This window comes from Streptomyces rugosispiralis (assembly GCF_024505145.1).
GTDB classification, from domain to species: domain Bacteria; phylum Actinomycetota; class Actinomycetes; order Streptomycetales; family Streptomycetaceae; genus Streptomyces; species Streptomyces rugosispiralis.
The window spans coordinates 48,929-66,859 of sequence record NZ_JANIAA010000004.1 but is presented as its reverse complement, the minus strand read 5'-3'; the positions used below and the strand labels follow the sequence as shown (position 1 = coordinate 66,859).

The 17,931-nt window shown below is 73.4% G+C and carries 13 protein-coding genes; 7 read left to right on the top strand and 6 right to left on the bottom strand.

From position 1 onward, the window contains the following. Positions 1 to 182 precede the first annotated feature (182 nt). Positions 183 to 1,895 (bottom strand): sensor histidine kinase, encoded by a 1,713-nt coding sequence (locus tag NP777_RS09010; RefSeq protein WP_256649563.1) that lies wholly within the window; start codon positions 1,893 to 1,895, stop codon positions 183 to 185. A 191-nt stretch (positions 1,896 to 2,086) separates the two neighbouring features. Here NP777_RS09010 and NP777_RS09005 point away from each other — a divergent pair, with 191 nt between their 5' ends. Then, a complete protein-coding gene (locus NP777_RS09005; RefSeq protein ID WP_256649562.1) occupies positions 2,087 to 6,676 on the top strand; it encodes a glycoside hydrolase family 2 TIM barrel-domain containing protein in 4,590 nt (1,529 codons plus the stop codon). A 28-nt stretch (positions 6,677 to 6,704) separates the two neighbouring features. Here the strand turns inward: NP777_RS09005 and NP777_RS09000 are convergent, their stop codons facing one another. Together NP777_RS09000 and NP777_RS08995 are read right to left on the bottom strand one after the other, a co-directional pair. Then, positions 6,705 to 7,208, bottom strand: coding sequence for an NUDIX domain-containing protein (locus NP777_RS09000; RefSeq protein WP_256649561.1), 504 nt, complete (start codon positions 7,206 to 7,208; stop codon positions 6,705 to 6,707). A gap of 50 nt (positions 7,209 to 7,258) precedes the next feature. Then, a complete protein-coding gene (locus NP777_RS08995; protein WP_256649560.1) occupies positions 7,259 to 8,029 on the bottom strand; it encodes a class I SAM-dependent methyltransferase in 771 nt (256 codons plus the stop codon). Between the two features lie 132 nt (positions 8,030 to 8,161). Here NP777_RS08995 and NP777_RS08990 point away from each other — a divergent pair, with 132 nt between their 5' ends. The 5 genes from NP777_RS08990 to NP777_RS08970 all read left to right on the top strand — a co-directional run bounded on the left by NP777_RS08990 (position 8,162) and on the right by NP777_RS08970 (position 12,172). Then, positions 8,162 to 8,707, top strand: coding sequence for a winged helix-turn-helix transcriptional regulator (locus NP777_RS08990; protein ID WP_256649559.1), 546 nt, complete (start codon positions 8,162 to 8,164; stop codon positions 8,705 to 8,707). A gap of 60 nt (positions 8,708 to 8,767) precedes the next feature. Further along, positions 8,768 to 9,196, top strand: coding sequence for a DUF2267 domain-containing protein (locus NP777_RS08985; RefSeq protein WP_256649558.1), 429 nt, complete (start codon positions 8,768 to 8,770; stop codon positions 9,194 to 9,196). Between the two features lie 411 nt (positions 9,197 to 9,607). Then, positions 9,608 to 10,291, top strand: coding sequence for a peptide deformylase (locus NP777_RS08980; protein WP_256649557.1), 684 nt, complete (start codon positions 9,608 to 9,610; stop codon positions 10,289 to 10,291). Positions 10,292 to 10,493: 202 nt separating this feature from the next. Then, complete coding sequence (locus tag NP777_RS08975; protein ID WP_256649556.1) at positions 10,494 to 11,249, top strand: GNAT family N-acetyltransferase; 756 nt, start codon at positions 10,494 to 10,496, stop codon at positions 11,247 to 11,249. A 14-nt stretch (positions 11,250 to 11,263) separates the two neighbouring features. Then, complete coding sequence (locus NP777_RS08970; protein ID WP_256649555.1) at positions 11,264 to 12,172, top strand: lysophospholipid acyltransferase family protein; 909 nt, start codon at positions 11,264 to 11,266, stop codon at positions 12,170 to 12,172. A 113-nt stretch (positions 12,173 to 12,285) separates the two neighbouring features. Here NP777_RS08970 and paaK read toward each other — a convergent pair whose 3' ends face one another. Next, positions 12,286 to 13,593, bottom strand: coding sequence for a phenylacetate--CoA ligase PaaK (gene paaK, locus NP777_RS08965; RefSeq protein ID WP_256649554.1), 1,308 nt, complete (start codon positions 13,591 to 13,593; stop codon positions 12,286 to 12,288). 270 nt (positions 13,594 to 13,863) lie between these two features. On the opposite strand from paaK, the gene NP777_RS08960 reads away from it, so the two are divergent. After that, positions 13,864 to 14,409 carry a hypothetical protein gene (locus tag NP777_RS08960; RefSeq protein ID WP_256649553.1) on the top strand — a complete coding sequence of 182 codons (546 nt, stop codon included), beginning with the start codon at positions 13,864 to 13,866 and terminating at the stop codon, positions 14,407 to 14,409. A 618-nt stretch (positions 14,410 to 15,027) separates the two neighbouring features. On the opposite strand, the gene NP777_RS08955 is transcribed toward NP777_RS08960, so the two are convergent. Both NP777_RS08955 and NP777_RS08950 read right to left on the bottom strand, forming a co-directional pair. Beyond that, positions 15,028 to 15,804, bottom strand: coding sequence for a sugar phosphate isomerase/epimerase family protein (locus tag NP777_RS08955; protein WP_256649552.1), 777 nt, complete (start codon positions 15,802 to 15,804; stop codon positions 15,028 to 15,030). Beyond that, positions 15,801 to 17,879, bottom strand: coding sequence for a DUF2264 domain-containing protein (locus tag NP777_RS08950; RefSeq protein WP_256649551.1), 2,079 nt, complete (start codon positions 17,877 to 17,879; stop codon positions 15,801 to 15,803). Before NP777_RS08950 ends, NP777_RS08955 begins: the two co-directional genes overlap by 4 nt. Positions 17,880 to 17,931: the final 52 nt, after the last annotated feature.

Below are 17,931 nucleotides of genomic sequence, written 5' to 3'. Positions count from 1 at the left end.
GCCAACGCTTGTCACCGCGCCACGGCCCGGCGCCCGCCGCCGCGCCGCAGGCGGGCGCCGGCCACCGCGCCACGGGCCAGCCACTATCGCGGCGCTACGGGCCACCGCCCATCGCCGCGCCACCGGGCGCCGTCCAACGCTCCGGCCCGGCGAGCACCCATGGCCGCGGCCCGGCCACCGCCTTACCGCTCCGGCAGCGGTACGCCCCACACCAGGCGGGTGCCGCCGCCCGGCGGCTCGCCGAGTTCCAGCTCACCGCCGAGCTTCTCGGCGCGCTCGGCCATGTTCCGCAGTCCGCTGCGACGGCCGCCCCCGGGGACGCCCACTCCGTCGTCCGTGACCGTGAGGGTCAGCCGCCCGGACGCCACGACCAGCGAGACCTCGGCGGCGTCGGCCTCCGCGTGCCGGGCGATGTTCGACAGCGCCTCGGCCAGCACGGCGACCATGTCGTCCGCGATCGAGCGCGGCACATCGGTGTCGACCAGGCCCTCGGTGCGCAGCGAGGGGGTGAAGCCGAGCGCGGGCACGGCCTCCTCGATGGTCTTGGCGGTACGGACCCGCAGCCCCTGGACCGCGGGGCCCGCCTCGTGCGAACGCAGTCCGAAGATCGTCGAGCGGATGATCTTGATGGTGTCGTCCAGGTCGTCCACCACCCGCAGCAGCCGTTCGGAGCCCTCCGGGTGCTGGACGAACCGCAGCGTGGACTGCAGCGTCATCCCGGCGGCGAAGAGCCGCTGGATGGCCAGGTCGTGCAGATCGCGGGCGATCCGGTCGCGGTCCTCGAGCAGGGCGAGCTGCTCGGCGTCGCGCCGCCGCTCGGCCAGTTTCATCGCGATCGCCGCCTGGCCCGCGAAGCCCAGCAGGGTGTCGGTCTCGATCTGGGTGAAGGCGGGGCTGTCCGCCACCCGGGCCAGCGAGAGCACCCCGCCCACCCCGTCCCTCGTCCGCATCGGCACCGCGACGGCCGGGCCGAGCCCCTCCCAGCGCTGCGGGCCGACCGTGATCCGCGGGTCGTTCTGGACATCGGTGCTGGTGACCGGCTCGGAGGCGGTGAAGGCCGCGCCGCCGAAGGTGCCCCGGCAGGGCAGCACCAGACCGCGGTGGGCCTCGGCGTCGGTCCCCGCCGCCAGCGCGACCTGCAGTTCGTCGGTGTCGGCCACCGGCAGCATCAGCACGCCGAGGTCGGCGGAGAGGATCCGGCGGGCGTGCTCGACGATCAGCTCCAGGACCCTGGTCTCGTCCACTCCGGACAGCAGGCTGTGGGTGACCTCGGCGTTCGCCTCCAGCCAGCGCTGGCGGTGCCGGGCCTCCTCGTACAGCCGGGCGTTCTCGATGGCCACCCCGGCGGCGACGGCGAGGGTGGACAGCACCGTCTCGTCCTCGCCGTCGAACTCCTTACCGCCGCGCTTCTCGGTGAGGTAGAGGTTGCCGAAGACCTCGTCGCGCACCCGGATGGGCACCCCGAGGAACGAGCGCATCGGCGGGTGGTTCGGCGGAAAGCCGTAGGAGGCCGGGTGCTCCGAGAGCTCGCCAAGACGCAGCGGCCGGGGGTGGCGGATCAGCTCGCCGAGCAGCCCGTGGCCCGACGGCAGCCGTCCGATCGCCTCGGCCCGCTCCTTGCCGATGCCCGCAGGGAGGAACTCGGCCAGCCGCTGGTCCTCGCCGATCACGCCCAGCGCCCCGTATTCGGCGTCCACCAGCACCACCGCGGCCTCGACGATCCTTCGCAGCACATGCGACAGATCCAGCTCCCGGCCGACCGAGAGGACCGCTTCGAGCAGGCTGTGCACCCGGTCCTGGGTGCCACGCACCCCGTCGATCCGCACCTGCAGCTCTTCCAGCAGCTCGTCCAGCCGCAGCCGGGGCAGGTACTCCGTACTCCTCGTGCTCTCCATACCCACGGTGCCTCCGTCGGCCCCACCGTGCTCGGCACGGCATTCCGCACGGCCCTCACTTCTTTCACGGTAGCCGCGCCGGGCCGACGGTGAGTGCCGCGGGACATCTTGGCGTGCGGGGGTGCGTTGGCTAATGTTCGGGCCTGTTCATTCTGGAGCGTTTCCACACCCACAGAAGGGTGGACCACCAGATGCCCCGACGCGCCCGACGTCGCCTCCCTCTCCCCCGTTTCCCCTCGCTCGCCCGGCTCCCCCGGCTCGCCGCCGTCGCCCTGGCCCTCGCGCTCGCCGTCCCCGCCTCCCCGGCGGCAGCGGCGGACACCCCCGATCCCCCCGCGGATGTGTACAAGCTGCTGGAGGACCCCGAGGTCACCGCGGTCGGGCAGGAGCCCGCACACGCCCGGCTGACCCCGTACGCCGACACCGCCGAGGCCCTCGGAGGCGGCACCAGGAGCCGCTGGACCGCCTCGCTGGACGGCACCTGGAAGCTCCATATGTCCGACCGCCCCGAGGAGGTGCCGAAGGACTTCTTCACCGAGGGCTACGACACCTCCAAGGGCGGCTGGCGCAGTGTGAGCGTGCCGCACACCTGGCAGACGGACGGCCTGGACCATCCGGTGTTCCGGAACATCCCCACCGAGATGTATCCGGACGACCCCCCGAAGGTCCCGCACGACGTCAATCCGACCGGTGCCTACGTCAAGACCTTCGAGCTGCCCAAGAGCTGGGAGAAGCGCCGGACGTTCCTCCGCTTCGAGGGCGTCACCAGCGGCTATCCGGTGTGGGTGAACGGCTCCTACGCGGGCTACGACCAGGGCGGCTACACCCCCGCCGAGTTCGACATCAGCGACCGGCTGCACCCGGGCCGCAACACCATCGCGGTGCAGGTCCACCGCTGGGGTTCTGGGTCGCATCTGGAGGACTACGACCAATGGCGGTTCTCGGGCATCTTCCGCTCGGTCGGGCTGTACTCCACACCGGCCGAATATCTGCGGGACATCACCGTCAAGACCGATCTGGACGGCCGGTACCGCGACGCCCGGCTGACCGCCGAGGTCGAGGTGGCCGCCAAGGGCCCGGAGCGCGCCTCGGACGACCGTAAGGTCCTCGGCACCCTCTACGACGAGCGCGGGCGCAGGGTGACAACGATGTCGGGAACGGTGCGCGGCGGCGGTGGCTCCACCACCCTCACCGCCGATGTGGCCAACCCGGCCAAGTGGACCGATGAGACGCCGCACCTCTACACCCTCGTCGTCCGGCTCACCGGCGCCGACGGCTCGGTCACCCACACCACCGCCCAGCCCGTCGGCTTCCGCGAGCTCGAGATCAAGGACAGACAGCTCCTCGTCAACGGGAAACGCATCCTCGTCAAGGGCGTCAACCGCTCCGAGACCGACCCCGACACCGGCCGCCACGCCACCCGTGAGCGCACCGCCTCGGACGTGTCGCTGATGAAGCAGCTCAACATCAACTCCGTGCGCACCTCGCACTACCCCTCGGATCCGTACCTCTACGACCTGGCCGACGCGCGCGGTCTGTGGATCGACGACGAGGTGGACATCGAGACCCATCACCACGACGCGTGCCCAAACGACTGCCTGGCCGAACGGCCCGAGTGGCAGGCGGCGTTCATGGACCGCCTCACCGCGATGTACGAACGCGACAAGAACCACCCCAGCGTGCTGATGTGGGACACCGGCAACGAGGCCGGACTGGGCAAGGCCCACTACGCGATGGCCGACTTCCTGGACCGCGAGGACCCGGCCCGGCCGGTCTACCACCAGCCCAACAGCCCGGACGGCGACGCCCCGTTCGCCGATGTCTGGGGCCCGCGCTACCCCTCCCCCTCGGGCCTGGAGGAGAAGGCGAAGGCCACCACCAAACCGATCATCATGGGCGAGTACGCCCACGCCATGGGCAACTCGCTCGGCAACTTCCGGGAGTTCTGGGACGTGGTGCGGAAGTACCCCCAGGTCCAGGGCGGCTACATCTGGGACTGGGCGGAGCAGAACATCACCCAGCCGCTGCTCACCACCCCCGACACCTCCGGCAACGACATCCTGTCGTACGTCTCCGGAAAGCCCGGTCTGGTGGCGGGACACCAGGGCAAGGCGCTTGAGCTGTCCGGTCTCGACGACTTCGTGGAGGTCTACCGCGATCCGAAGCTGGACGCGGTGTCGGACGCGCTCACCCTGGACGCCTGGGTGAAACCCGCCGACTGGACCGGCTCCTTCACCATGATCGCCAAGGGTGACCACAGCTATGCCTTGAAGATGCGCGACAAGGACACCCTGGAGTTCTTCGTCTACGGCGACGGGGACTGGCACACCGTCGCGGCCGACGTCCCCGGCGGCTGGTACGGCTCATGGCATCGCGTCTCCGCCACCTTCGACGGCCGGACGCTCCGGCTGCTCGTCGACGGGAAGCAGATCGCCTCGGCCGGCTGGACCGGCTCCGTCGGCTACTCCGCGCAGCCGGTGAACATCGGCCGCAACCCGGAGACCGACCAGGAGAACATCCGCACCCGGATGGCACACGGCACCGTCGACCAGGTCCGCGTCTACCACCAGGCGCTCAGCCCCGATCAGCTCGCCGCCGACCCCAGCGCGGACGCGGTGCTCGCGCTCGACTTCGACCGGCTCGACCGTAAGGGGGACTTCCTGTCCTACGGCGCCGGGACCGGCGGGGTCGACGGGGTGGTCTCCTCCGACCGCACCGTCCAGCCCGAGGCCCGCACCATGGCGGCCGTCCACGCACCGATCCGGATCTCCGGCGAGGAGGCCCGCGCGGGGCGGATCGAGGTGCGCAACGAGCGGTCCTTCACCGGCACCGGCGACCTCCGGCTGCGCTGGCGCCTCACCGAGGGCGCCCGCACCCTCGCCCAGGGCAGCCGCGGCCTCGGCCTCGCCCCCGGCGAGCGCAGCACCCTCCAGCTGCCCAAGCCACCCGCCAACCGCCGGGACACCGACCGGCAGCTGACCGTGGAAGCGGTGCAGGTGGCGGACACGGCCTGGGCGAAGGCCGGACACCGGGTGGCCGTCGAGCAGTTCGACATCGGCGGCCGCCAACTCGCGGGCACGACACCCGCGCGGGCACCGGGGAAGGTGAAGGCCACCACCTCCGGTGACCGCCTTACGGTCACCGGCGACGGCTTCTCGTACGGCTTCGACCGGGCCGGCGGCGAGCTCGTCTCCATGAAGTCCGGTGGCCGGGAACTGCTCGGCTCCGGCCCCGAGCTGGACGCCTGGCGCGCCCCGGTCAGCAATGAGATCGGCTCCGAGGAAGGGCCCTGGCGCGAGGCGGGCCTGGACCGGCTGCGCACGAAGCCGGGCAAGGTCACGGTGGACGAGCGGAACGGCGAGGTCGTCGTCACCGTGGCCTCCTCGGCCGCCGCGCCCGGCGTGCAGGACTCCTCGTTCGCCCAGACCCTGCGGTACACCGTCAGCGGCACCGGGGAGCTGCGCCTCGACCACCGCGTGGAGGCCCGGGGCGCCGCGCGCAAGGTGCCCTATCTGCCCCGTATCGGGCTCTCGCTGCGCATACCCGACCGCTACGACCGGTTCAGCTGGTACGGGCGCGGGCCGCAGGAGAACTACAACGACCGTAAGGACGGCGCCCCCGTGGGGGTGTACTCCACGGACGTGGACGAGCAATTCGCCGGATACACCAAGCCGCAGGACTACGGGAACCACGAGGACGTCCGCTGGGCCTCGCTGTCCGACGGCGGCGGCGGGCTCCTGGTGTCCGGCGACTTCTCGGCCGGGGTGACCCCCTACACCGGGATCGACCGCGCCGCCTACCCGTTCGCCCTCCGCAAGGACCCGGGAGGCAACACCCTGCACCTGGACCACGCGGTGAGCGGGGTGAGCGAGACGTTCCACACCGTGCTGCCCGAGTACCAGGTGCGGCCCGCCAAGGAGTACGCCTACACCCTGCGGCTGCGCCCGCTGACCGGCGCCGAGGCCCGCACCGGCACCCCGCGCGGCCCGGTGGTCTGCGCCCCCGAGGCGAAGCTCACCGCCACCGGCACCACGGTGCCGGCGGGCGGCTCCACCCCGGCCGAGCTGACCGTCACCAACCCCTGCGACACCCCGCTGCGCGATGTCACGGCCTCCTTCGGCCTGCCCGAGGGGTGGACCGCCGAGCCCGGCACCTTCGACCTCGGCGATCTCGCGGCGGGCCGGACCGCGACCGTACGGACCACGATCAGCCGTGGGGAGGGCAGCCCGGACGGTCCGCGGCCCGCCGTGGCCGATGTGCGCGCGACCTCGGCCGGTGGCGCGCGGGTGAGCGGCTCGGCGTCGGCCGAGCTCGAGGGCACGCCTCCGCCACCGCACGGTGAGGCGGCGGTGTCCTCGCTCGACTTCATCACCGCGGACAACGGCTGGGGCCCGGTCGAACGCGACCGCAGCAACGGCGAGGCCGCACCGGGCGACGGCAAGACCCTCACCATCGACGGCACGGCCTATGAGCGCGGCCTCGGCACCCACGCCGACTCCACGGTCGAGGTGTTCCTGGGCGGCAACTGCTCGACGTTCACCGCGCGGACCGGCCTGGACGACGAGGTGGGGGCCGACGGCAGCGTCGTCTTCGAGGTCTACGCCGACGGCGAGCGGGTGTACCGGGGTGAGACGGTGCGCGGCTCGGACGCGGCCGTACCGGTGGAGGCCCGGGTGGAGGGCGCCCAGCGGCTCCGGCTGCGGGTCACCGACGGCGGCGACGGCAACGCGCATGACCACGCCGACTGGGCGGCGGCCACGGTGCGCTGCGGAACGGAGTGACAGGACATCTGGCAGGCGCGGGTCCCGGTCATTCGCCGCCGGGGCCCGCGCCCTCCGCGCCCTCCGCGCCGTGGAGGAGCTCCTCCAGCCGGTCCAGGAACACCCGCTGCTTCGCCACCATCTTCCGGCGGGCCTCGTCCAGGCCGAACCAGGCGACCCGGTCGATCTCGGGGAACTCCCGCATCCGGCCGGAGCCCTTCGGCCACTCCATGGCGAAGGTGCCGGGGGTGATGCCCGCCGGGTCGAGATCGCCCTCCAGCGCCCAGGCGATGACCAGCTTGCCCCCGGTCTGGGTCACGGAGCCGAGCGGAACCGGCTCCCCGCCGGGCGGGGGCATGCCCAGCTCCTCCTGGAACTCCCGGCGCGCGGCGGCCTCCGGGGTCTCGTCCTCGTCGTACTCCCCCTTGGGCACCGTCCAGGCGCCCGCGTCCTTGGCGGCCCAGAACGGGCCGCCCATATGGGCGAGCAGAACCTCAACGGCCGGGCTCACCCCCCGGTACAGCAGGAGTCCGGCGCTGCGCTGACGAGTCACGGTGCCCAGTGTGCGCCCACGCGGCCGGGGCCGGGTGCCGGGCTCGCCGCTCAGCCCTTACGGGCGTAGCCGAGGTAGGTGACCAGCGGCCGGGCGTCCGGGGCGAGGACGAAGTCGACGATCGGCGGGATCTGCTCATCGGTGATCCGCCCCCGGCGGCGCGCCATGGTGGCCTTGACCAGGCTGCGCGGGTCCTTGGGCTTGAAGTCGCAGATGTCCTCGTTGCGCAGCCCCTGCCGCTCCAGGGCGGCGGTCAGCTCGGCGGGGGTGCGCAGCCGGGCCGCCGTGTAGCGGCCGGCGGGCATGATCCGGGTCATCGGGACGCGCTGGAAGGCGCCGAGGTAGATCACCCGGGCGAGCAGGGTGCGGTTGACGGTGTCGTAGATCAGCACCCCGCCGGGCCGCAGCACCCGGGCGGCCTCCGCCAGCACCCGGTCGAGATCCGGGGTGATCTCGAAGGTGTCGGCGTAGTAGGCGAGGTCGAACGCGCCGTCGGCGAGGCCGAGTCGCTCGGCGGGCGCGGTGCGGTAGTCGATTCCGGGGTGCTCGCGCTCGCCCGCCTCGCGCGCCATCTCGGTCGCGGTGGCGGAGGGGTCGACGGCGACGACGTCGAAGCCGAGACCGGCCAGCCCGCGGGCCAGCAGCCCGCGGCCGCTGCCCACGACCACGGCGCGGCTTCCGGACGCGGAGAGGTCCACGCTCTTGAGCGTGGTGCGGACGTACTCGAGTCGGCTGTCCTGGAAGGTGACGGCCCTGATCTGACGGCCGTCGACGGCCTCGGGCGACCGTGAGTCCAGTTCGATGTGCGGGGCGGCGGCCATCGTCTTCTCCCTCACGGGTGCGCGGATTCGCGGATTCACCGGTGCCTGGGGCGGTTCGGGCGGGCTCGCCCGGTTCCCCGAGGAAACCTAACACCCTTAAGTTCCCTCGGGGAACTCGGGTAGGGTCGTGTCATGACCCGCACTCCGCTCGCCGATGTGGCCTGTTCGATCGCCCGCGCCACCGATCTCTTCGGCGACGCCTGGACGGCGCTGATCATGCGGGATGTGCTCACCGGGGTCACCCGCTTCGACGCTCTCGCCCATGACCTGGGCATATCGCGCAAGGTCCTGGCCGCGCGGCTGTCCCGGCTGGTCGAAGAAGGGGTGCTGGTCCGGGAGCGATACCAGGAGCGGCCACCGCGTGAGCACTATCGCGCCACTCGCAAGGGCGAGGAGCTCTATCCGGTGCTGCTGGCGCTGATGGAGTGGGGCGACCGCTGGTACGCGGGCCCCGCCGGGCCCCCGGCCCGGATCCGCCACCTCGGCTGCGGGCGGGACACCACGCCGGTGTCCGCGTGCGCCCACTGCGGGGAGCCCCTGACGGTCGGCAACACCACCCAGCTCCCGGGCCCCGGCGGGCGCACCGGCCCCGGCACCCGGGTGCTCGGCCCGCTGCTCTCCGGGCGGGAGGACGGGCGGGAGGACACCCCGGAGGCCGGGCGCGCGGCGGCGGTTTGAGCGCATGGCACGGGGCACTCGGCACAGCAGCCGGGCATCCGACCACGAGGAGCGCCGACCATGCGCTACGAAGAAATGACGGGCCTGGTCCAGGCCCGGGCCCAGCTCCCCGACCGGCAGTCCGCCGAGCGGGCGGTACGGGCGACGCTCGAAACGCTCGCCGAGCGCATTCCGGACGGGCTGGCGGACCATATGGCGGCCCAACTGCCGCAGGAGGCGGCCGAGCCGCTGCGGCGCGTCGCCGCGTCCCACGAGGGCTCACCCGAGGAGCGGGCGTACCGGCGGGACCACGGCGAGCGGTTCGACCTCACCGGTTTCGCGGGCCGCATCGCCTGGCGGACCGAGCACACCGAGGAGGAGGCGCTGCGCGAGGCGGCCGCCTTCTTCGAGGTGCTGGACTCGGCCGTGGACCCGGAGCTGATGGAGAAGCTGTACTCCGTGCTGCCGAACGACATCCGGGAGCTGCTGCCGGAGTCACGGGCCGAGTAGGGCTCACGTCCGCTTAGGGGGCTTCTGATGGATCTTCGTGGGGGAAGGAGCGGCGTCAGGGGGCACCTCCCAGCGGTAGCTGGGGGAGCGTGCCACGCCCCGCGAGCCCAGATCACAACCCCAGACAGGCCCTAGGGCCGCGAGGGCTGCCGCGCGGGGCCGGGGCCGGGAAGGCTGCCGCCCCGCGTGCGCAACGGGGAGAGCACCGCGGGGCGGCAGCGGCCGAGCCGGGAGACTCGGCCGAGCCGCGGGGGCGTGGGATGTTCCCCGGCGGCTCATCAGCGTCTACGGACCCCATCGGTGCCCCGTTCACCTTTTGTCCGATGGTGAGCATCCGCGCACGAGGGCGCCAGAACCCCGGCCCCCACCCCCGAATTGCCGTGGCGTGATCGTCTTGCCAGGCTGTCCCCCATGCCGACCACCACCCTGTCCGAGCTCGTCGATGAACTGCTCTCCGGGACCCGCCCGCTGCCGATCCTCTCCGCGGGCGTGCCCGTGCTGCGGCGACCGGCCCTGCCGTACGAGGGCCAGCTGGCCGCGGACCAGCTGGACCGGCTGCTGACGGCGATGCGGGAAACCATGCACTCCGCGCCCGGAGTGGGGCTCGCGGCCCCGCAGATCGGTGTGCCGCTGCGGCTGGCGGTGATCGAGGACCCGGCGGAGGTGACGGCCGAGGTGCGCGAGGCGCGCGGCCGGGTGCCGCAGCCGTACCGGGTGCTGGTCAACCCCCGCTACGAACCGGTCGGCGACGGCCGGGCGGCGTTCTTCGAGGGATGTCTGAGCATCCCCGGCTGGCAGGCCGTGGTCGGCCGCCCGGACCGGATCCGGCTGCGCGGGCAGGACGAGACGGGGCGGGAGCTGGACGAGGAGTTCACCGGCTGGCCCGCGCGGATCGTCCAGCACGAGACCGACCACCTCGACGGCGTCCTCTATCTGGATCTGGCCGAAACCCGCTCCCTGTCCTCGGCCGAGGCGGTAAGCGACTACTGGTCCCAGCCCACCCCCGCCACCGCGGCCCATTCACTGGGCTTTCCGCTCCCGGACGCCACCGGCGCCGCCGATGACGGCGGCGGCACCGGCGCTACCGCTCCGTAACCACGGCCGACCTGTGGCATGTTTTCGTCATCGACTGGCAGTCGCCGAATCACCGCACGGACACTGTGACGTACGTCGCCACGGCAAGACTGGTGGACGCCCCGGTACGCGCCGCCTCCGCGTACCGCACGGCGAGTGAGGCGTTTCTTCCGCTCTTCCCCAGTCCCCACCGCTCCTGACTTCCCTCGAACGGAGAACAGGAATGTCCGTGCTCACGACGTCCACGACGGCGCCCACCAGCTCGTACGTCACCTCGATCGCCCACACTCAGGAGCAGGTCCACGCCGCGCAGCGACTGCGCTACCAGGTGTTCGGCGAGGAGAGGGGCGGTCGGCTGGACGCGGCGGTCGACGGCCGCGACGTGGACGAGTTCGACGAGGTCATGGACCACTTGATCGTCACGGACACGGCGACGGGCACCGTGGTCGGCACCTACCGGCTGCTTCCCCCGGGGCGCAGTGAGCGGCTCTACTCGGACACCGAGTTCAATCTGCACGGGCTGCCGGCCGAGGTCCGCTCGTCCATGGTCGAGGCCGGCCGCGCCTGTGTGCACGCCGACCACCGCTCGGGCGCCGTCATCAATCTCATGTGGGCCGGTCTGGCCCGCTATGTGCTGCTGTCCGGCCACCGCTATCTCGCGGGCTGCGCCTCGGTGCCGCTGGCCGACGGCGAGCAGGCCGCCGCCAACGCCTGGCTGCTCGGCACCACCAAGCACGCCGCCCCGCCGGAGATGCGGGTCCACCCGCTCGACCCCTGGATACCCTCGCGGCCGCTGGACGGCGAGCCCAGCTACGCCGATCTGCCGCCGCTGCTGCGCGGGTACCTGCGGGTCGGCGCCTGGATGTGCGGCTCCCCGCAGCACGACCGGGCCTTCAACGACGCCGACTTCTTCGTGCTGCTGGACACCGAGCGGATGAACGACCGCTACCGCCGCTACTTCCTGGGTGAATCCCAGTGACCGTCCCGGCATCGATGAGTCTGCCCGCACACGCCTGGGCGGCCTGGTCGCCGTGCACCACCGGCTGTGTCGCCCACGCCGCCGGCCGCGTCCCGGCCACCCGGGTCGCCCGGCGGGCCGCGGTCTTCGGCCGGGCGGTGCTGGGCGCGCTGGCGTCCGGCCGGCGGATCGGCGAGCCCGAGACGCTGCGGGCGCGGGCGGCGACGCTGCTGGACTCCCTCGGCATCCGGCTGGAGGTGGCGGGCGACAGCACGCTCAGCGCCCCGGGCACCACCGGCACGCTGATCGTGGCGAACCACATCTCCTGGCTGGACATCATCGCGCTGCTGTCGATAGAGCCCGTGGTCATGCTGGCCAAGCGGGAGATCGCGGGCTGGCCGCTGATCGGGCCGATGGTCACCCGTGCGGGGACGCTGTACATCGACCGCGACTCGCTGCGCGAACTCCCCGCGACCGTACGGGAGATGGCGGACCGGCTGCGCGACGGCCAGTCGGTGATGGCCTTCCCGCAGGGCATCACCTGGTGTGCGGGCACCGGCGGCAGCTTCCGCCGGGCCACCTTCCAGGCCGCACTGGACGCGGGGGCGCCGGTGCGCCCGGTGACCCTGGACTACGTCCAGCACGGCGCCCCGACCACGGTGGCCGCCTTCGTCGGCGAGGACGACTTCGGCCACTCGCTGCGCCGGGTGCTACGGGCCGACGGGCTCACGGTGCGGGTGAATGTGCACCGGCCGCTGCGGCCGCTGCGGGACGTCGACGACCGGCGCCGGGTCGCGGCGCAGGCCCAGGCGACCGTGTGCGGGGCGCGGCTGCCCCTCCATCACGAGGTCGCCGCCCTCGGGCCGGCAGGCCGAGAAACCCTCGGGCCGGCGCCTGACCAGCCCTCGGGCCGGCACCTGGCCAGCCCTCGGATCGGCGCCTGACCAGCCCTCGGATCGGCAACTGAGAAACCCTCGGGCCGGCACGCCGAGCCCATGCGCCCCGGGTCCCGTCCTGGCCACGGACGGTGCCCGGGGCGGCTCGGCCTTGCGTCCGCTCAGCCCTCCGTCCGCAGGTCCTTGACCCGGCGGATCTTGCCCACGGAGCGCTCCAGCGTCTCCGGGTCCACGACCTCCACCTCGACCGTGAGCCCCACCCCGTCCTTTACGCCGCGCGCGATCGCCGTGGCGGCGTCCGCGCGCCGCTCGGGGCCGGTCCCGGGGCGCGCCTCGATCCGCACCGCCATATGGTCCATCCGGCCGCGCCGGGTCAGCTCGAGCTGGAAGTGCGGGGCCACCGACGGGACCCGCAGCACGATCTCCTCGATCTGGCTGGGGAAGACATTGACCCCGCGCACGATGAGCATGTCGTCACAGCGGCCGGTGATCTTCTGGATGCGCCGGAAGGCGGGGCGGGCGGTGCCGGGCAGCAGCCGGGTCAGATCCCGGGTGCGGTAGCGGATGACGGGGAGCGCCTCCTTGGTGAGGGTGGTGAAGGTCAGCTCCCCCTCCTCGCCGCCGGGCAGCACCTCATCGGTGAGCGGGTCCACGATCTCGGGGTAGAAGTGGTCCTCCCAGACGTGCAGCCCGTCCTTGGTCTCCACGCACTCCTGGGCCACCCCCGGGCCGATCACCTCCGAGAGCCCGTATATGTCCACCGCGTGGATGTCCAGGCGCTCCTCGATCTCCCGGCGCATCTCCTCCGTCCAGGGCTCGGCGCCGAAGATGCCGACCTGGAGGGAGGTGGATCGGGGGTCGACGCCCTGCCGTTCGAACTCGTCCAGGAGCGTCAGCAGATAGGAGGGCGTGATCATGATGATCTCGGGCCTGAGATCCTGGATGAGCCGCACCTGCCGGGCGGTCATCCCCCCGGAGGCGGGGATGACGGTGCAGCCGAGCCGCTCGGCCCCGTAGTGGGCGCCGAGGCCGCCGGTGAACAGGCCGTAGCCGTAGGAGATGTGCACCTTGTGGCCGGGGCGGCCACCGGCCGCGCGGATCGAGCGGGCGATCACCTCCGCCCAGACCGCCAGGTCGTGCTCGGTGTAGCCGACGAGGGTGGGGTGGCCGGTGGTGCCGCTGGAGGCGTGCAGCCGCCGCACCTCGCTCTGCTCGACGGCGAACATCCCGAACGGGTAGCTGTCGCGCAGATCGGCCTTGGTGGTGAAGGGGAACCGGGCCAGGTCCTCCAGGGTGCGGCAGTCCTCGGGGCCGACCCCGGCCGCGCGGAACTTCTCGCGGTACAGCTCGACGTGGTCGTACGCATGGCGCAAGGTGGCACGCAGCCGGGTGAGCTGAAGCGCCCTCAGCTCCTCGGGGCTCATCCGCTCGGCGTCGTCGAGCGGAGCCGCGTTCAGCGAGTCCACCATGGGCCGTCCACCACCTCCGGATGCCGACCGAACATTCGGTTACCGTTCGGGCGCGGTCCAGTAATCCAGCATCCGACCTGGCTGTCAAGGGTCCGGACATCCGCGTACGCGCCCGGCCCGGCGCGGAACGGGTGCGGAACGGACGCGGTACGGACGCGGTACGGACGCGGTACGGCGCGCGGCCGGTGAACGATCGGCGCCCCCCATCCGTACCCGTAGGCGCGCGGGACACAGCCGCGCCCCGGATCCGACGATGCGAGAGGGCCTTCCATGTACGACGCCGCCGCCGACGACGCCGACACCGCCGCCGACGCTCCGCACCCGGTCCGGACCGCCGACCGCGCCCCGCGCCGCCACGGCCCGCGCGCGGTGGCGGTCGCGGCGGCCGTGGGCGCGCTGCTCACCCTCGCGGGATGCGGCGGCGGGGACGGTAAGGCGGACGCCAAGGCGGAGACCGGACGGGACGCGGCGCGGCCGAGCGCGAGCGCCAGTCCCACGCCCAAGGCCGCGCGGGTGGAGCAACTCGCCTCGGCCGCCGGGTGCAAGCCCGAGTTCACCACCAAGGTGGCCGACTACCGCCAGGCCGTCTGCAAGAACTCCAAGGGCAAGTTCCTCTTCCTCGACTTCGTCACCGCCAAGAACCAGCGCGACTGGCTGGAGACCGCCCAGATGTACGGCGGTGTCTATCTGGTCGGCAACCGCTGGGTGCTGTCGTCCTCGCCCCGGAAGAACATGGAGGAGTTCCGGGAGAGGTTCGGCGGCACCATCGAGGAGGGCACCTCCTACGGGGGCGCCGCCTCCCGCACCCCCCAGTGATCGCCTGCCCAAGCGATGCTTTCCCCTCCCCGCCCCTTCCCGATACCAAGGGCTCCGCCCCTGGACCCCGGCGTCTGGGCCGGAGCCCCGGTCCGACGTCCGAGGCAGAACCCCGGTCCGGCGTCATGAGACAGAACCCCGCCCGGGGTCTAGGGCGGAGCCCCTGCCCGGGGTCTAGCGCCGGAGCCCAGTTCCCGCGTCTGAGGCAGAACCCCCACCCGGCATCCGAGGCGCGGCCACCGCCCGACGCCCGAGGCAGAACCCCGGTCCGAGGTCTGGGGCAGAACCCCCGCCCGGCGTCCGACTCAGAACCCCGCCCGGGGTCCGGGGCGGAGCCCCCACCCGACGCCCGAGGCGCAGCCACCGCCCGACGCCCGAGGCAGAACCCCCACCCGGCGTCCGAGGCGCGGCCACCACCCGACGCCCGAGGCAGAACCCCCACCCGGCGCCCGAGGCGCAGCCCCCACCCGACGCCCGAGGCGCAGCCACCGCCCGGCGTCTGGGGCGGAGCCCCCGCCCCGGGGGCTGGGGTGGAGCACCGGTTTCGGGGAGGGGCGGGGAGGGGGAGGAGCCCGCCGTAGGCGTGCGCGTACCGCGGGGCACCCCCCTATACGTCGGCTATACGTCGGCGAGCGCCCGCAGCGTGGCCGCCTCCCGGGGCAGCAGCCGCTCGTCGTCGTCCGGTACGAACTCCAGCAGGACATCCAGCGGCGGGCCCTCGGCCGACACCGCGGCGCGGTGCGTGAGCAGCCGCTCGAAGGCGCTGCGCCACAGCGGGGCGCGGGCGGTCAGCGGCAGCCGGGCGGTCCCGGGCCACCAGGAGAAGGCGTGCACCGCGGCGATCCGGTCCCCCAGCAAGTCCAGCCCCTTCAGCGCCTCGGCGTCGGGCATGTCGACGGGCGGCTGCCAGTACGTGGCGACATCGGCGCGGTCCACCTCCTCCAGCAGCCGGAGGGTGTGGTCCGCGCCGTCGGTAAGGGTGTTGCGGTGGAACTCATAGGCGAGTTCCACCCCCGCGTCCGCGGCGAGCGCGGCGGCGCGCCGGGTGTCCTCGACCACCGCGCGGCGCCCCTCGGGCGGGGTCTCCCCGGTGCCGGTGGCGCCCGCCCAGATCCGGATGCGCGGGGCGCCGAGCGCCACGGCGGAGCGGAGCACGGCGTCGAACTCCTCCGGATCGCTCCGCCCGGCGCGGTAGTAGGAGCCGTACGAGGCGACGGCGAGCCCGGCGTCCACGGTCGCGTCGCGGACCCGCCGGGCGGTGGCCTCGTCGCCGGGCGGCACATGGACGTCACCGCCCCATTCGACACACTCCAGGCCCGCTCCGGCCACGGCGGCGATCACCCGGTCCGGGTCGAGCCGGCGCAGCGTCACCGAGCAGATGCCGAGCCGCGTCACGCCCCCACCTCCGTGACGGTGGGCGCGTCGCCCGCGCCGAAGTCCACCACGAACGCCCCGCCGTCCACCGGCCGCACGGTGACCACGAGCCCGTTCACCTCGGCGGTGGCGAGATCGGCGAGCGGGGCCGGGTCGCGCTCCCCGGTGAGCGAGGCCAGCGCGACGAAGAGGGTGCCGGAGGGGTTCTCGCCGACGGTGCCGGTGAGTTCGGGGACCAGGGCCCACGGCCCGTACGCGGTGCCCTGCGGCGCCCGGACCGCGGTGGCGGTCTCCCAGCCGTGCAGTCCGAGGAGCTGACCGGTCACCTCTCCCCCGTCCAGCCGTATCTCGGCACCCTCCGCGGTCTCCGCGGTCTCCGCGGGCTCCGCACCCTCCGCGGGCTCCGCACCCTCCGCGGTCTCCGCACCCTCCGCGGTCTCCGCACCCTCCGCGGTCTCCTCGGTCTCCGCGGTCTCCTCGGTCTCCGCACCCTCCGCGGTCTCCGCGGAGGTGCCCGGGGGCAGGGCGACGGCCCAGCCGCTGTGGTGGATCCGGGTTCCGGCGGGGACGCCCACGGTGCGGTGGACGCGCACTTCGAGGCGGCCGCGGACGAGGGTCAGGCTGTCGATGCGGATCGAGGGCACCTTGGGGCCGCCGTCGGGGAAGGCGGGGGTGTGGGAGGAGGCGAGCCAGTCGGGGCCCGCGGCCAGGGGGTGGATGCGCAGCCGGGCGGTGCGCACACCGCGCTCTTCGAGGGCGATGTGATTGTCGGGGCTGTTGTCCGCGCTGGTGGGGCCGGTGCGGGTGGAGTAGGCGAGCCGGGCGTAGAGCGGGTCGGCCGGCGCGTGTTCGGCCTCCCAGGGGCGGAGCTTGTAGCTGCCGTGGTTGTGCAGCCGCACCAGCCCGTCCCGGCCCGTGGTCTGGACGAGGAACCCGGCGGCGGGCAGCGCCAGCGCCCGGTCGGGGCCCTCGGCGGGCGCGGCCTCCTCGGTCGCGGTCCACACCGGGTGGTCGGGCGGGAGCAGCAGGCCGAGGAACCCCTTGGAGGCCCAGTAGGGCGAGCCGGGCCCGGAGTAGCGCTGGAGGGTCGCGGCGTGCGGCCCGTACCAGCCCAGGCTCAGCACCCCGTCCTCGGTCAGCGCACCGCGGTCCAGGAAGTGGCGCAGCGCTCCGCTGAGGAGGCGGCGGGTGGCGCCCGGGGCGAGGGGAGTGTGGCCGGTGAGGGCGCCGAGTGCCACCGAGGCCCCGGCGGCGAAGCGGTAGGTGAGGGAGCGGCCGTGGTGGATGGGGGCGCCATCGGCGTCGAAGAGCAGCGAGAAGCCCTCGAGGAAGGTGCGCAGCCGGGGGCCGAGCCGGTCCAGGAGCTCCCCGTCGCCCGCGAGATGGGCGTGGAGCAGCGGGTACATGTGCAGCGCCCAGCCGTTGTAGTGGTCGAACGACCGCCCGTCGCCGTCGGAGTACCAGCCCTGACCCTGGTACCAGCCCTCCAGCAGGCCGAGCCCCCGTTCGATGGCGCGGGCCGTCTCGGCGTCGCCGCGTCCTACGGACTCGAGGAAACCGGCCACGGTGAGGGGGAAGAGGTACCAGTTGTTGGGGGCGGGCTGGTGGCGCAGCGCCCCGCGCAGCCACTCCTCGGTGCGGTCCCGGGCGTCGGACGGCAGGGCCTCCCAGGTCCACGGCGCGGTGAGCCGCAGGCCGAGGGCCACGGACGCGGACTCCACCATGGGCTGGCCCTGGGCCCCGTGATGGCCGATCACCGGCCAGGACTCGGCGTCACCGCGCCCGGGGGTGAGGGTGCCGCGGGCGATCCCCGCGGTGTAGCGCTCCAGGATGCCGTGCTGGTCCTTGCCCGAGGCCCCGGCGGCGCGGAAGGCGGCGAGGAGGAAGGTGCGGGCGAACCCTTCGAGCCCGTCGGAGCGCACCCCGGACCTGGACGGCGGTCCTGGCAGGTCGATCAGGGCCTGGCCGGGGGTGGCGTAGCGGAGGGCGGCGTGCAGCATGCCGTCCGCGGCGGCCTCCCAGTGGGCGCGGGTGTAGCCGGTGTGGGGGCTGAGGGTGCGGTCGTCGGCGGGGAGGAGGAAGGGGAGCTCGGGCATGGTGGGGTGGGCCTCCTGGGGGTCGCGGGACGTTGTGCCGAGCGGTCGTCGC